The sequence below is a fragment of the Pseudomonas profundi genome (genome assembly GCF_008638305.1).
Taxonomy (GTDB): domain Bacteria; phylum Pseudomonadota; class Gammaproteobacteria; order Pseudomonadales; family Pseudomonadaceae; genus Halopseudomonas; species Halopseudomonas profundi.
The window spans coordinates 41,502-56,070 of record NZ_VTPZ01000011.1; the positions used below are offsets into that span (position 1 = coordinate 41,502).

The following is a 14,569-nucleotide window of genomic DNA, read 5'->3' on the forward strand; positions in this document are numbered from 1 at the left end:
GATTCTCGTAATTGGTCAGGCGGAAAGGGGCAAATCATACACCAGTCCGGGGCGTTTTGGGCCGCCGGGCGGGCATGGCCAGGCTAAGCAGCGTCGAGACGAAAATCAGTCCAGCGCCAAGCCAGGTGGTCAGATCAGGTATTTCATTCCACAGTAACCAGGCGATAAAGCCGGAGAATACGATCGCGAGGTAACTGAACGGGCCGATCTTGCCTGGCGGTGCGAGGGCGTACGCATGGGACATGATCAGCTGACTGGCCGTGGCGACTATCCCAACGCCGGCGAGCAGCAACAGCTCGGTCAGCGTCAAGGGCTGCCAGGCCCAGATTAGAGGAATCGCGGACAGCAGCGCTGAAAAAGTCGCGAAATAAAACACGATACGACTGACCGGCTCGGTATCGCTCATCGCCCTGATAGACACCCAGGCAGACGCCGCCAACAGACTCGCGCCGATGCCCACCAGCCCCTTGGGATCGAACAAGGCCCCGGTCGGCTTCGCTACCAGCAATACACCCGTGAATCCTATCAGCACCATGACCATCATGCGTGGAGTCAGCGATTCGCGGAGCCACAGCCAGGCGAGAATGGGGGTGAAAACCGGGGCGGCATAAGTAAAGATCATCGAGTCGGCAAGTGGTAGATGAGCGATGGCGTAGAAAAAGCAATACATGGCGCTCAAGCCATAGAAGGTGCGCAAGAAATGCCCGCCCAGTCGCTGGGTACGGAAGGGCGCGAAGCCATGCATTACCATCATCGGCATGAAGAACAACACGCCGATAAAGTTGCGCGCGAACACGATGGTCTCGTTATTGACGGTAAGCGATGCTTCGCGAATCAGAACGCCCATGATCGAGAACAGCAGGGCGGAAAGTGTAAGGAGTGCGGCACCTTTTCGCGGGTGGTCAAGCCGGGTCAGCTCAACCATTCAATACCGACCGGGTGGCATCCAGCAGCTTGCGTCGCGATACCAGCAGTTGCCAGCGGTGGCCATCCAGTTGACGCCATAAGCGTGCGGACCGAATGCCTGCCAGCAGCAGCGCGCGAATCTGGTTTGCAGTAGAGGGCTGCTGCAGATGACGCATGTCGCCCTGCACCTGGATGCGCATTTTCAGGGTACTGAGGGTGTCCTGGTAGGTGCCCCCGAGGCCGGCCATCACGTTGTCATGCAGCAAGCCGAAGTGCTCGACCTGGTTGCCAACCTGATCAAGCCGCTGTCCCAGTACTTGCAGCATGTCGTCACGCTTGGCGAGCTGTCGCTCAAGGGCCAACAGGTTCATGACATAACGCAGCGCTTGCCGTTGCAGGCCCACGGTATCACGTTCAAGCATGGCCTGGAGCGCCTGGATGCCGTGGCGGACCGGATAGAGCGAGCCGCCATAGACTTCCATCACGTCGTCGGGCGAGCGTTCGAAAATGCTTTGCAGGAGACAGCGTACAGGGCCTTCGCCGTACTGACCGGTTCGGGCGAGTTTGTCGACCTGCTGAGCGGCTTCGAATATGGCACCCAGCGCGATGACCTGTTCCTCCGCCCGGTTCATGCGGCGTCCTCGTCGCAGGCAGCGATTGCTGTTTCTATCACACCGCCACCAAGGCATACGTCGTCCTGATAAAGGACCACCGATTGACCGGGCGTCACTGCGCGTTGCGGCTCATCGAAGCGGATCAGATAACCAGAGTCCGTGCGCTCAAGTACGCAGTGCTGATCTGGCTGGCGATAACGCACCTTTGCCGTGAGCCTTACCGGAAACTCGAAAGCAGGGTCGTTGACCCAGAAAAGCTCGGAGCATTCCAGCGCACTGGCGAACAGCCAGGGATGATTGTTGCCCTGGCCGACAACCAATACGTTGCGCTGCAAGTCCTTGCGCAGTACGTACCAGGGGTCATCTCGGGCACCCTGCATTCCGCCAATACCCAACCCCTGGCGCTGACCGATCGTGTGATACATCAGACCGTGGTGCTGACCGATAACCTGTCCGGTAGTGGTTTCGATATTCCCTGGCTGGGCCGGCAGATACTGCTTGAGAAAATCGCTGAAGCGGCGCTCACCGATGAAACAGATACCCGTGGAGTCTTTTTTCCGGGCCGTCGCCAGCTCGTACTTCTCGGCTATGCGGCGCACTTCCGGTTTTTCCAGCTCACCCACCGGGAAGAGGGTGCGTGCAATCTGTTCGCCCTGTACCGCATGCAAAAAGTAACTCTGGTCCTTGTTGCCATCGAGCCCGCGCAAGAGACGAGTCTGGCCGCCCGTATCGGCCCGGCGCACGTAGTGTCCGGTAGCAATCAGATCAGCGCCGAGCATCAAGGCGTAATCGAGGAAGGCTTTGAATTTGATTTCCCGGTTGCAGAGGATGTCCGGATTAGGGGTGCGCCCGGCTTTGTACTCTTCGAGAAAATGCTCGAACACGTTATCCCAGTACTCTGCAGCAAAATTCGCCGTGTGCAATTTGATGCCAAGCCGGTCGGACACGGCTTGTGCATCGGCCAGGTCCTCCCTGGCAGTGCAGTACTCGGTGCCGTCATCCTCGTCCCAGTTCTTCATGAACAGCCCCTCCACCTGGAAGCCTTGTTCCAGCAGAAGCGCAGCGGATACAGAGGAGTCCACTCCGCCGGACATGCCGACAATGACGCGGGTCTGGTTGGGCGTTCTATTGGATGTGGAAGTCATATCAGCGAATCAGGTCCAGTGGATAGTGCGGTTTCTCGAGATAATCCCGGATGCAATCAAGCACAAGATGGCTGCGCAGCTCGATCGGGGTGTTCTGCAGTTGCTCAAGTGTCATCCAGTGGGCAGCTATGATGCCGTCATCCAGCTCCCGGGACGGGTCGTGGTCAAGAGGGCGCCCAGCGAAACAGGTTCGTTGGTACGTCGTACCGTTACGGGCGGTAAACAAGTAAAGGCCAATGAGACCGGTAATCTCTACCGTCCAGCCGGTTTCCTCCAGCGTTTCACGCTGCGCCGCGTCAATGAGACTTTCGTCGGCTTCCAAATGCCCTGCGGGCTGGTTTAGAACAGCACGTCCATCCTGGCGCTCCTCTACCATAAGAAAGCGGCCCCGATCTTCGACGATGGTGGCAACGGTAAGGTGGGGTAAAAATCGCATGCCAGGCCTCCGTAAAGGTGGCATAGAGTAGCTTAAACATGCTCTGACGTGAACCATGGCCCATAATTGCCTGCCATGCAGAGGTGCTGGAATAGATTCAAAAAACAGCTAGGATGCTGTTACTCACCGATATGTAGCGGAGAATGTAGTGTTACTACATCCGGGTGAATGTAAACACCGCTCTGGTAGCTCAAAGCAGCTGGAACGTGCACAGCTGGTGAAGAAGACCTAAAAGTGCGTGACTTTTTGTAGGAAAACTACAACAATGCCGGCACTCATTGAGCTCGTCGACTTTCATCGCTTTAATGAAAAAAGACAACAGAGCCGTGTACCTTATTCTCTGATCGCAGGTTATCCGCTTGCGATCAATCTTCTGACAACGACAACACAACGGAGTCAAACATGGGATACCAAAAGATCCAGGTGCCGAACAGCGGCGACAAAATTACCGTCAATGCGGACCTGTCTCTCAACGTGCCGGACAACCCGGTCATTCCTTACATCGAAGGCGACGGGATCGGTGTCGACATTTCTCCGGTCATGATGAAGGTTGTAGATGCTGCTGTTGAAAAGGCGTATGGCGGCAAGCGCAAGATCTCCTGGATGGAAATTTTTGCCGGCGAGAAGGCCACTCAGGTCTATGACCAGGACACCTGGCTGCCTGAAGAAACCCTGCATGCCGTCAAGGATTATGTGGTTTCGATCAAGGGTCCATTGACCACTCCGGTTGGCGGCGGCATCCGTTCGTTGAACGTTGCGCTACGCCAGCAGCTTGATCTGTACGTCTGTCAGCGTCCGGTCCGCTGGTTTACCGGTGTTCCTAGCCCGGTCAACAAGCCTGGCGACGTGGACATGGTGATCTTCCGTGAGAACTCTGAAGACATCTACGCAGGTGTTGAATTCAAGGCGGGTTCACCGGAAGCGAAGAAGGTCATCAAATTCCTCGAAGACGAAATGGGTGTCACCAAGATCCGTTTCACTGATATGTGCGGCATCGGCATCAAGCCGGTCTCCGAAGAGGGTACCAAGCGCCTTGTTCAACGCGCTCTGCAGTACGCAGTCGACAATGACCGCGATTCGGTGACTATCGTCCACAAAGGCAACATCATGAAGTTCACCGAAGGTGCCTTCAAGGAGTGGGGTTACGAAGTTGCCCGCACCGAGTTCGGCGCTGAGCTTCTGGATGGTGGTCCATGGATGCAGTTCAAGAACCCGAAGACCGGCAAGAACATCGTGGTCAAGGACGTCATCGCTGACGCCATGCTCCAGCAGATTCTGCTGCGTCCGGCTGACTACGATGTGATCGCCACGCTGAACCTGAACGGCGACTATCTCTCCGACGCGCTGGCCGCCGAAGTCGGCGGGATTGGTATCGCTCCAGGGGCAAACCTGTCCGACACCGTTGCGATGTTCGAAGCGACTCACGGCACCGCACCCAAGTATGCGGGCCAGGACAAGGTCAACCCGGGTTCGCTGATTCTCTCTGCAGAAATGATGCTGCGTCACATGGGCTGGATTGAAGCAGCTGATCTGATCATCAAGGGAACCGAAGGCGCGATCGCCAACAAGACCGTTACCTATGACTTCGAACGGTTGATGGAAGGTGCACAGCTGCGTAAGTGCTCGGAGTTTGGTGATGACATGATCACCGCCATGGACTGAGATAAGGAAACGGTTGTCGTTTCGTCGCGGCCGCGAGGGAATGGCAACAGATCCTGATTTCGTGCAGAAACAATAAAGCCGGCTTAAGCCGGTTTTATTGTTTACTGCCCAGGAGGTTGGCCTGCGCTAAAAGGCAGCCTATGCTGCCGTCCGGGATCTTGAGTATCAGTGATTGGCTGAAGCAGTCTCCTTGAGCCCTGCCTTGGCTTCCTCGGGTTTCTTCTCTGCCACAGACTGGATATTGACCGCGTGCAGGCCCTTGGGGCCCTGGATGATTTCGAACTGGACAGGTTGTCCGGCTTTCAATGTGCGGTACCCCTCCATCTGAATTGCCGAATAATGCGCAAAAAGATCCTCATCTCGTCCATCGGCTACGACGAAGCCGTACCCTTTGGCATTATTGAACCACTTGACCTTACCGTTCTCCATTACCACATCCTCTGCTAACCCCGCCGGGGAAGAATGAAACTGAATTCACACAGCATGGAAAGATCAAAAACAAGTGACCTGCACGTCATGCTTGTTTACACTTTTTAACATTGATTCACAGTAAGTCAAGGTGCCCTCTGGCAAGCTGTGTACCAGTACACATTCCCCCTCGGAGTTCTGCTCCCAGCAACAGTGATCCATCAATATGTTTTCAAAGCAAAAAATTCTACTAACCTCCAACCAGGGGCCTGATGAACCGGGGCGCGAAGAAGATCACGATCTGGCGGTCGAGACGAGCAAGCCTGAGCTCAAACCGCCATCACGGTACAAGGTGGTTATGCTCAACGATGACTTCACGCCGATGGATTTTGTGGTAGAGGTGCTGGAGTCTTTTTTCATGCTGAATCGCGAAGCGGCAACTCAGGTGATGTTAAAGGTTCATACTGAAGGCAGGGCGGTTTGTGGCGTCTATACTCGGGACATAGCCGAGACGAAGGCCGAACAGGTAAATGAGTACGCGAGGGAATGCCAGCATCCGTTGATGTGTCAGATAGAACGGGACGCGTGATAAAGCGACTGGGTCGCATGATGAGGTGGCAAAATGCTGAATAGAGATCTCGAGATCACCCTGAACCTGGCGTTCAAGGAAGCGCGAAACAAGCGCCACGAATTCATGACGGTCGAACATCTGTTGTTGGCCTTGCTGGATAATCAGGCAGCAGTAGCAGTCATGCGCGCATGTGGAGCCGATATGGAGCGGCTGCGCCGCGAGCTGACCGAGTTCATTGATTCCACTACGCCATTGATCCCCAAGCACGACCACGAGCGCGAGACCCAGCCGACGCTGGGCTTTCAGCGCGTATTGCAGCGTGCCGTGTTCCATGTGCAGAGTTCGGGCAAGGGCGAGGTCAGCGGTGCCAATGTACTGGTGGCGATTTTCAGCGAACAGGAAAGCCAGGCAGTGTTCTTCCTGAAGCAGCAGCAAATCGCCCGGATCGATATCGTCAACTACATCTCCCACGGCATCTCCAAGGTCGCCGGCGATGCCGAGCAGATTCAACCGGAGCAGGAGGGTATGGACGAAGAGGCCGGCGAGGCCGCTACGTCGAACAACCCCCTTGAGACCTATGCCAGTAATCTCAACGAACAGGCCCGGATCGGACGGATTGACCCCCTGGTCGGGCGCGCTTCGGAGGTGGAACGGGTCGCTCAGATTCTGGTGCGGCGTCGCAAGAACAACCCGCTGCTGGTGGGTGAGGCTGGTGTGGGCAAGACGGCTATCGCCGAAGGGCTGGCCAAGCGCATCGTTGACGGTGAAGTACCAGACATCCTGACCGAGGCGGTCGTGTACTCGCTTGATCTGGGCGCCCTGTTAGCGGGCACCAAATACCGCGGCGATTTCGAAAAGCGCTTCAAGGCGCTGCTAAAAGCCTTGAAGAAACGCCCGCAAGCGATTCTTTTTATTGATGAAATACATACCATTATTGGTGCCGGCGCGGCATCGGGTGGGGTGATGGACGCGTCCAACCTGCTCAAGCCAATGCTTTCTTCCGGGGAGATCCGCTGTATCGGCTCGACTACCTTCCAGGAGTTTCGGGGCATCTTCGAGAAAGACCGGGCGCTGGCTCGTCGTTTCCAGAAGGTCGATGTTATCGAGCCTTCAGTCGAAGATACCGTACAGATCCTGCGGGGTCTCAAGAGCCGGTTCGAGGAACATCACGGCATCCGTTATACCGACGAAGCGCTAAGAGCCGCCTCTGAGCTGGCGTCGCGCTACATCAATGACCGTCATATGCCGGACAAGGCGATTGACGTTATCGATGAGGCGGGCGCCTATCAGCGGCTGAAGCCGGTCGAGGAACGGCCCGAGTGCATCGATGTGGCGGAAGTCGAAGCAATTGTCGCCAAGATCGCGCGGATACCGCCGAAGCACGTTTCGTCCACCGACAAGGAGCTTTTGCAGAATCTCGACCGGGATCTCAAGCTGGTGGTCTTTGGCCAGGATACCGCGATCGAATCGCTATCCACCGCGATCAAGCTATCGCGTGCCGGCCTCAAGTCTGCGGACAAGCCGGTGGGCTCGTTCCTGTTCTCCGGCCCCACAGGCGTAGGCAAGACCGAAGTGACACGTCAGTTGGCGAAGAGCCTTGGTGTGGAGCTGGTGCGGTTCGATATGTCGGAATACATGGAGCGGCATACGGTCTCCAGGTTGATCGGGGCACCGCCTGGTTATGTCGGTTTTGATCAGGGTGGTCTGCTTACCGAAGCCATCAACAAGACGCCGCACTGCGTATTGCTGCTGGACGAGATCGAGAAGGCGCACCCGGAAGTCTTCAACCTGCTGTTGCAGGTGATGGACCATGGCACGCTGACCGACAACAACGGCCGTAAAGCGGATTTCCGCAACGTGATCATAGTGTTGACCACCAACGCCGGTGCTGAATCCATGTCCAGAGCCTCCATTGGCTTCACGCGTCAGGATCACACCAGCGACGCCTCCGAGGTGATCAAAAAGACGTTCACCCCCGAGTTTCGCAACCGTCTGGACGCGATCATCCAGTTTGGCAGCCTGAGTCATCAGAGCATCACTTCGGTGGTCGACAAGTTCCTCACCGAGCTTCAGGCCCAGCTGGAAGACAAGCACGTGGTCATTGAAGTCGATGAAGACGCTCGTAAGTGGCTGGCCGAACACGGCTATGATCCGCTGATGGGTGCGCGGCCAATGGCGCGTCTGATTCAGGACAAGATCAAACGGCCCCTGGCCGAACAGATCCTGTTTGGGGATCTCGCTGAGCACGGTGGCACTGTCCAGATCAGTTTGCGCGACGACGAACTGATACTGAATGTGCTGGAAGAAGAAATGGCCTGAGCATCACAGGTCGGGACAAAGCCGGTACGGGGTTAGCGTCAGCTAGCCACCTACCGGCTTTTTTATTGCGGGCAATTCTGACTGCAAGCAATCAGCAGTCGAATGTCGCCCATATCGGGGCGTGATCAGAGGGCTTTTCCATCGACCGGATGTCATAGTCGATGCCTGTATCAACGCATGAGCCAATCAGGGCTTTGCTCGCCATGACCACATCGATACGCAACCCGCGGCGGGGGTCGTCATCGAAGCCGCGGCTGCGATAGTCAAACCAGCTGAACCTGTCATTCACGTCCGGATTCATATGCCTGTAAGTATCAACCAAGCCCCAATCCTTGAGCCGCTGGAGCCAGGCACGCTCCTCAGGCAGGAAGCTGCATTTGCCGGTGCGTAGCCAGCGCTGGGCATTGACTGCGCCGATACCGATATCACAATCCTCGGGAGAGATGTTTATATCGCCCATCACCACCAACTTCTGTTCAGGGCTGAAGTTTTGCTCGATATGCGCCTGGAGATCAGCGTAGAAACGCGTCTTGGCTGGGAACTTGACGGGGTGATGACGGCTCTCACCTTGAGGGAAGTAACCGTTGAAAACGACCATTTCAGAGCCATCGGAACAGGTCAGGGCAGCGGAAATCATTCTGCGCTGTGAGGCCTCGCCATCGGTTGGTAAGCCTTTGACGACCCAGAGTGGCTCCGCTCGGGTCAACAGCGCGACACCGTAATGGCCTTTCTGACCGTGGTAAAACACGTGATAGCCCAACGATTCGACTTCAGCCAAGGGAAACATTGAATCGTCTACCTTGGTTTCCTGCAAACCGATCACGTCAGGAGCGTGACGCTCAATTATCGCCTTTAATTGATGAGGTCGTGCTCTCAAGCCATTGATATTAAAAGAAACTACTTTCATCGTTTGTCCTATGAATTCAGGCAATCGGTGCCGGTTGGCAAGGTTTTCAGAGCAGAAGCCATGCACCTTAACAGCTGACGCTTCGCAGGTTTCGGTCCGATCGAACGGGGCAGCATGTTAGCATTCCTCCCGCCATTCAGTTGTTGGATAATCGAAATCATGGCTCGACCTTTTATTCCGGTATCCCTGCTTGCGTGCCTGCTGCTGGTCTCCACTGCCGGACAGGCCGAGCTGAGAGTCAATGTGGAGCCCGCCAACACCGCAGTAAGAAACAATATCCAGGCCTTCATAGGTCCTGTCGAAGCCGAGAACCGGCGCGATATGTGGCGCCAGGCCAGGCATAGCCGGGACCAGGCCATCGACGCTGCCAAGGCGCTTGGTTACTACGATGTGCGCGTTCGTCCTCGCGTTACCGGCAGCAACGACGCACCTGTTCTGGAACTCAACGTAACGCTTGGCGAGCCAGTCCGCCTGCGGGAGGTTGATATCCGCGTGACCGGCCCCGGTGAAGGGACGCCTGCGTTTCGGCGACCGGACAGCCCGAGGCTGACCCCCGGCGCAAGACTGCATCATGGGCATTACGAAAGTGCGAAATCACTGATCAGCAATCAGGCTTTACGTTACGGTTATTTTTCCGGACGTTTCGTTGAAAGCCGCCTGTTGATTGATGCTGAGGCGAATCAGGCTGACATTTCCCTGCTTTACGATTCTGGTGAGCGCTATCGACTTGGGGATGTGACGTTCTCCGATACGCCATTTACGGAAGATCTGCTGCGCAGCATCGTTACCTTCGATAGTGGCGTGCCCTATGATTCGGAGCTGTTGGCCGAATTCAACCGCGACCTGTTATCGACAGGCTACTTCGAGAATGTGCAGGTGCTCGCGCCCGCGTCCCAGGCGGTTGATGGCGTCATACCGGTGCAGGCGACTCTCAGCGCACGCAAGCCGCACTCGCTCGGCTTCGGTGGCGGCTATTCCACGGACGTGGGTGCCCGCGGGCGTATCAACTGGACTCAGCACTGGCTGAACGAACACGGTCATAGCCGCGGTGCGGACCTTGAGTTATCCCTGCCCAGACAACAGATCACCACCTGGTACCAGATTCCGCTGACGCCTCCGCAGGCATCCAGTCTGCGATTCTTCACCGGTATTCAAAAGGAAGACATCGAGGACGTCGAGACAGAAAATTTCGTAATTGGCGCGCTCCATCAGCGACGACTGAAAAACGGCTGGGAACGGGCGATAGGTCTGCGGCTTGAAGAAGAACGCTTCAAGGTGGGTAACGATGAGGGCGATGCCACCCTGTTGATACCCAGTCTCGGCTTTAATCGCACCAACAGCGATGGCGGCATGGACCCAAGCCAGGGCTATAGCCTTGCGTTCGAAGTTCAGGGCGCCAAGGAAGGCTTCATCTCTGACTTTGACTTCCTGCGTGTGACCGGCGCTGCGCGCGGCCTCTACACCCTGCAGGATCGGCACCGGCTGTTGGGCCGAGCGCAGCTTGGCGCCGTTGCCAGCCAGAGCTTCGAGCGCGTGCCACCCTCGCTGCGCTTCTTTGCCGGCGGCGACCAGAGCGTGCGCGGCTATGACTTTCGCACCTTATCGCCGGTCGACGAGACCGGTGACAATATCGGCGGTCGCTACCTGGTGGCGGGGAGTCTCGAGTATCAATATGAGTTCATTGATAAATGGCGCGGCGCGGTGTTCGTCGACCATGGTAACGCCGTCGATTCGCTTGAAGATCCGCTGGAAACCAGCGTCGGGGTCGGGATTCGCTGGGTATCGCCGATAGGCCCCATTCGCCTGGACCTCGCCAAGTCCATAAGCGACTCGGAGCAGGGCTTTCGTATTCATTTTGCCATGGGACCTGAGCTGTGATCTGGTTCATTACCAAGATATTTTTGCGGGGGCTGTTGATCCTGGCGCTGATCCCTCTGGTGCTGGCATTGCTGCTTGCCAACGATGGGGTAAATCGCTGGTTGTTCAAGCAGGTCGAAGAATTCGAGCCCCGCCTGCAACTGACCGACGTCACGGGTGATCTGTGGGGCGGCTGGGCAGTAGAGCGTCTCGAGTGGCGTGACGAGAACCTGCAGCTGGTTATTGTGGACCTGGCCAGTTCCTGGACTTTTCGCTGCCTGGGAAGTGGGCGGCTTTGCGTCGAGTACATCGACATCGACAGCATCCATATCGACTCGCAACCTGCAGAAGAAGAGGAGCCCGCTACCAATCAGGCCATAGAACTACCGGATATCGATCTACCGCTCGGGCTGGATCTTCAGCGGCTTTCGATCGGCAGTATCTGGCTGGGACCGGAAGAGCCCGTACTGACAGATATATTCCTCACCGCTGCGTTGGACGGGCAATTACTTTATATACGTGAGTTCAGCGGGGCGGGGCCGCAGTTGAACTGGAAGCTGGACGGCGAACTTCGTATGGCTGATGGCTGGCCACTGATGATTCGGACCGTCGCCGACTTGCCACCTGTGGACGAGCGCGAACTCGCTGCCGACCTCAGGCTCAGCGGCAGTGTCGAGGACCTGCGGATTGATCTACGCACGGATGGCTATGTCAACGGCCGCCTGACCGGGCGCGTCGCCCCTCTGGAACCTGCTCTGCCGCTTACCCTGGAGTGGCAGAGCGAGGATTTTCTTGCGCTGTCGACGCTGCCTGAAACGCTGACTCTGCAGGCTCTGGCAGTGACCGCGCAGGGGAATCTCGATTCCGGCTATGCGCTACGCGGCCAGGGCAGCCTGCCTGGCGAAGGCGGCGAGATTGCATTGCAGCTGGACGCTTTGGCCAGGGCCACAGGCGTTTCCGATCTGGAGCTCCAGCTCCGGGTTGCGGACGAACCTGCCAGGCGTATCGCGCTCACCGGAGCCGCTTCCTGGGAGGATGAGCTTGAAGCTGAGATCCAGGCAGAACTGGACCGGTTCCCCTGGCAATGGCTATACCCTCAGGATATCGGCGAGATCGTCGTAGAACAGCTACAGGTAGACGCCAGTTTGCAAGGCATGGATTTTCGTAGCGAACTGAGCGCTTCGCTGTCCGGGGTTGCGGGGCAAAGTGCGGATATCCAGATGACCGTAGCCGGCAACCCGGACCGCATCAATGTTGCGCCCCTTACAGTCACAACCTCCGCGGGCAGCGCCAATGGAGAACTGGCGCTGGAACTCACAGAGGGTGTTGCCTGGGATGCCCAGCTGCTGTTGGAAGACCTGGACCCGGGGGTTTTCGTCGCAGATCTGCCAGGTAGCCTCAATGGCCCGATAAGCAGCCGGGGCAGCCTGGAAGATGAACAGCTAGAACTGGTCGCCGACTGGGAGCTGAACGGCTCCTTGCGTGAGCGTGAGTTGCGGCTGTACGGCGCCGTAACCAAGCAGGACCAGAACTGGGACTTCACAGACATACTGCTTACCCAGGGGGAGAACCGTGTTTCGGGCGGAGGCCGCTGGGGTGAAGAGATAGCGGCGGATCTCGATATCGATCTCCGCGCACTGGAGAGCTTGTGGCCGGGGTTGTCGGGGCAGCTTGTTGGTGATGTCAACGCAGCAGGTTCGCTGGATGCGCCGCGGGTGAACGCCAATATCCAGGGGCATCAGATTGGCTACGAACAGCTAGAACTGAACCAGATCAGCCTGACTGGTGAAGTGACCCTGTCCGAGGAAATGCCCGGCCGGCTGAATCTGTCCGCTGATCGCATGCGGAATGGCGAGACCCGCCTGGGCAATCTCGACATTCAATTGCAGGGTAACCGTGCGGCCCATGCGCTGGATCTCACGCTGGAGCGCAGCGTGCTCGATATCCGCAGCCGGGTTGAAGGCGGCCTGACTGACGACCTATGGCAAGGTAGCCTGGTACGTGGCGAAATCGAGGCCAGCGGTCTGGATTGGCAGCTGGAGGGCCGCGCTCCGATTGAATATCAACTGGCTGACGGCCAGCTCGCGTTGCAGGCGCATTGCTGGACGCATGAGTCGGCGCGTCTGTGTTTCGAAGGGCCTCAGCAATTGATGCCAGACCGGCAGCTGGCTCTGACGCTGAACGAATTTCCTCTGACATCGCTGGAAGATTTCCTACCCGAGGATTTCTCCTGGAATGGCACGCTGAATGCGGATGTCGAGTTCTCCCAACCCGCCGGTAAGCAGCCGACAGCAGAGGCCAGGATCAGCAGCGTTGACGGTATGGTTTCGGTTACCGACCTGGACCAGACGATTGCCTTTCCCTATTCGCGTCTCGAGCTCACCTCGCAGCTCGATCCCCAGCGTGCGCGGAATAACTTCGTCCTGCAGAGTGAGGCGCTTGGTCAGCTGAATATTCAGGCGGATGTTCAGGACCCGGCGGGTGAGCAACAGCTCACCGGTAGCTACCAACTCGACGGCTTCAAACTCGACTTTATCCGGCCTTTCCTGCCAAACGTCGAGGTGGTGCGCGGCGAGCTGAACGGCAACGGGGATCTGGCCGGTACCCTGCAGGCACCCGAAGTGGCAGGTGTCGTCGTGCTGCAGGAAGGTGAAATCAGCGGCCCGGAGTTGCCGGTCAGCTTCGAGCAGCTGAACGCTCGCGCAGAGATCTCCGGACAGAGCGCTACGCTTTCAGGTGATTGGCGCAGCGGTGAAGCAGGGCAGGGCAACATCAGCGGGCAGATCGTCTGGGCGCCCGAACTCGACCTCTCGCTGGCGGTAACCGGCAGCGCCCTGCCAGTCACGGTGGAACCCTACGCTGACTTGCAGGTCAGTCCGGACCTGACGATCAGTCTGGCTGACAACCGCTTGCAGGTGCTCGGCCAGATAGCCATCCCGGAAGGCGATATAACGGTTCGTGAATTGCCGCCTCAGGCTGTCAGGTTATCGCCTGACGCCGTTGTGGTAGGCGAACAGACTGCAGTTGAACAGGCTCCACTGGATATCGATGCAAGCGTGCAGCTGATTATCGGCGATCAACTGCGTTTTTCAGGCTTTGGTCTGACCGGCCGGTTGCGTGGACAAATTCAGGTTGAGGAGACCATGACCGCCAACGGCGATCTGAACATCCTTGACGGCCGCTACCGTGGCTACGGGCAGCGGCTCAAGCTCCGTCGCGCGCAGCTTCTGTTTGCCGGCCCGATAAGCCAGCCGTACCTCAACATCGAAGCGATCCGCGAGGTTGACGGCGTTACCGCCGGGCTGCGTTTGACGGGACCAGCGGAACAGCCCCAGTCGGAGATATTCTCTGAACCGGCTATGGCTCAGGAGCAGGCATTGTCCTATCTCATACTGGGGCGGCCGCTTGGTAGCGACGGTGGTGATTCCAACGTGCTCGGCCAGGCCGCTCTGGCATTAGGCATGGCGGGCAGCGGGCCCATGGCGCAGAGCATTGCTGGCAGTCTGGGGATCAAGAATTTCCAGCTCGATACCGAAGGTACCGGCGACACCACTCAGGTGGTTGCGGCAGGCTATCTGACGGATAAGCTCAGCCTGCGCTACGGGGTAGGCGTGTTCGAGCCGGCCAGTCAGGTCGGGATCCGTTATGAACTGACACGCCGTCTGTATCTCGAAGCACTTAGCGGTTTTGCCAGTTCGCTGGATTTCTTCTACCGTATCGATTTTTGAGCGACTGCAGGAGCAA

11 protein-coding genes are annotated in these 14,569 nt (G+C 57.5%); 5 read left to right on the forward strand and 6 right to left on the reverse strand.

All coding sequences use genetic code 11. The annotated features are described in order from the left end of the window. Window positions 1-34: 34 nt before the first annotated feature. The 4 genes from FZE95_RS14495 to FZE95_RS14510 are packed head-to-tail and all read right to left on the reverse strand — an operon-like array spanning window position 35 to window position 3,101. Complete coding sequence (locus tag FZE95_RS14495) at window positions 35-925, reverse strand: DMT family transporter (RefSeq protein WP_150301588.1); 891 nt, start codon at window positions 923-925, stop codon at window positions 35-37. After that, window positions 918-1,538: a high frequency lysogenization protein HflD gene (gene hflD / locus FZE95_RS14500; protein WP_150301589.1), complete on the reverse strand. Its 621-nt coding sequence runs from the start codon at window positions 1,536-1,538 to the stop codon at window positions 918-920. Before hflD ends, FZE95_RS14495 begins: the two co-directional genes overlap by 8 nt. Beyond that, complete coding sequence (mnmA, locus tag FZE95_RS14505; RefSeq protein WP_150301590.1) at window positions 1,535-2,665, reverse strand: tRNA 2-thiouridine(34) synthase MnmA; 1,131 nt, start codon at window positions 2,663-2,665, stop codon at window positions 1,535-1,537. The genes hflD and mnmA overlap by 4 nt, the downstream gene beginning before the upstream one ends. Window position 2,666: 1 nt before the next feature. Continuing rightward, the gene (locus FZE95_RS14510; RefSeq protein ID WP_150301591.1) at window positions 2,667-3,101 is read right to left on the reverse strand and encodes an NUDIX hydrolase; all 435 of its coding nucleotides are present in this window, start codon (window positions 3,099-3,101) and stop codon (window positions 2,667-2,669) included. A 402-nt stretch (window positions 3,102-3,503) separates the two neighbouring features. Between FZE95_RS14510 and icd the strand changes: the two genes are divergently transcribed. Further along, the gene (gene icd / locus FZE95_RS14515; RefSeq protein ID WP_150301592.1) at window positions 3,504-4,763 is read left to right on the forward strand and encodes an NADP-dependent isocitrate dehydrogenase; all 1,260 of its coding nucleotides are present in this window, start codon (window positions 3,504-3,506) and stop codon (window positions 4,761-4,763) included. 165 nt (window positions 4,764-4,928) lie between these two features. Here icd and cspD read toward each other — a convergent pair whose 3' ends face one another. Then, window positions 4,929-5,192, reverse strand: coding sequence for a cold shock domain-containing protein CspD (gene cspD, locus FZE95_RS14520; protein ID WP_150301593.1), 264 nt, complete (start codon window positions 5,190-5,192; stop codon window positions 4,929-4,931). A gap of 205 nt (window positions 5,193-5,397) precedes the next feature. Here cspD and clpS point away from each other — a divergent pair, with 205 nt between their 5' ends. Both clpS and clpA read left to right on the forward strand, forming a co-directional pair. Beyond that, on the forward strand, window positions 5,398-5,760 hold the full coding sequence (clpS, locus tag FZE95_RS14525; RefSeq protein ID WP_150301594.1) for an ATP-dependent Clp protease adapter ClpS: 363 nt from the start codon (window positions 5,398-5,400) through the stop codon (window positions 5,758-5,760). Between the two features lie 33 nt (window positions 5,761-5,793). Next, window positions 5,794-8,061: an ATP-dependent Clp protease ATP-binding subunit ClpA gene (clpA, locus tag FZE95_RS14530; RefSeq protein ID WP_150301595.1), complete on the forward strand. Its 2,268-nt coding sequence runs from the start codon at window positions 5,794-5,796 to the stop codon at window positions 8,059-8,061. 91 nt (window positions 8,062-8,152) lie between these two features. Here clpA and xthA read toward each other — a convergent pair whose 3' ends face one another. Further along, window positions 8,153-8,968 (reverse strand): exodeoxyribonuclease III, encoded by an 816-nt coding sequence (gene xthA, locus FZE95_RS14535; RefSeq protein WP_150301596.1) that lies wholly within the window; start codon window positions 8,966-8,968, stop codon window positions 8,153-8,155. Window positions 8,969-9,127: 159 nt separating this feature from the next. On the opposite strand from xthA, the gene FZE95_RS14540 reads away from it, so the two are divergent. Both FZE95_RS14540 and FZE95_RS14545 read left to right on the forward strand, forming a co-directional pair. Then, complete coding sequence (locus FZE95_RS14540) at window positions 9,128-10,846, forward strand: autotransporter assembly complex protein TamA (RefSeq protein ID WP_150301597.1); 1,719 nt, start codon at window positions 9,128-9,130, stop codon at window positions 10,844-10,846. Further along, the gene (locus FZE95_RS14545) at window positions 10,843-14,553 is read left to right on the forward strand and encodes a translocation/assembly module TamB domain-containing protein (protein ID WP_150301598.1); all 3,711 of its coding nucleotides are present in this window, start codon (window positions 10,843-10,845) and stop codon (window positions 14,551-14,553) included. Before FZE95_RS14540 ends, FZE95_RS14545 begins: the two co-directional genes overlap by 4 nt. The last annotated feature ends 16 nt before the right edge of the window (window positions 14,554-14,569 follow it).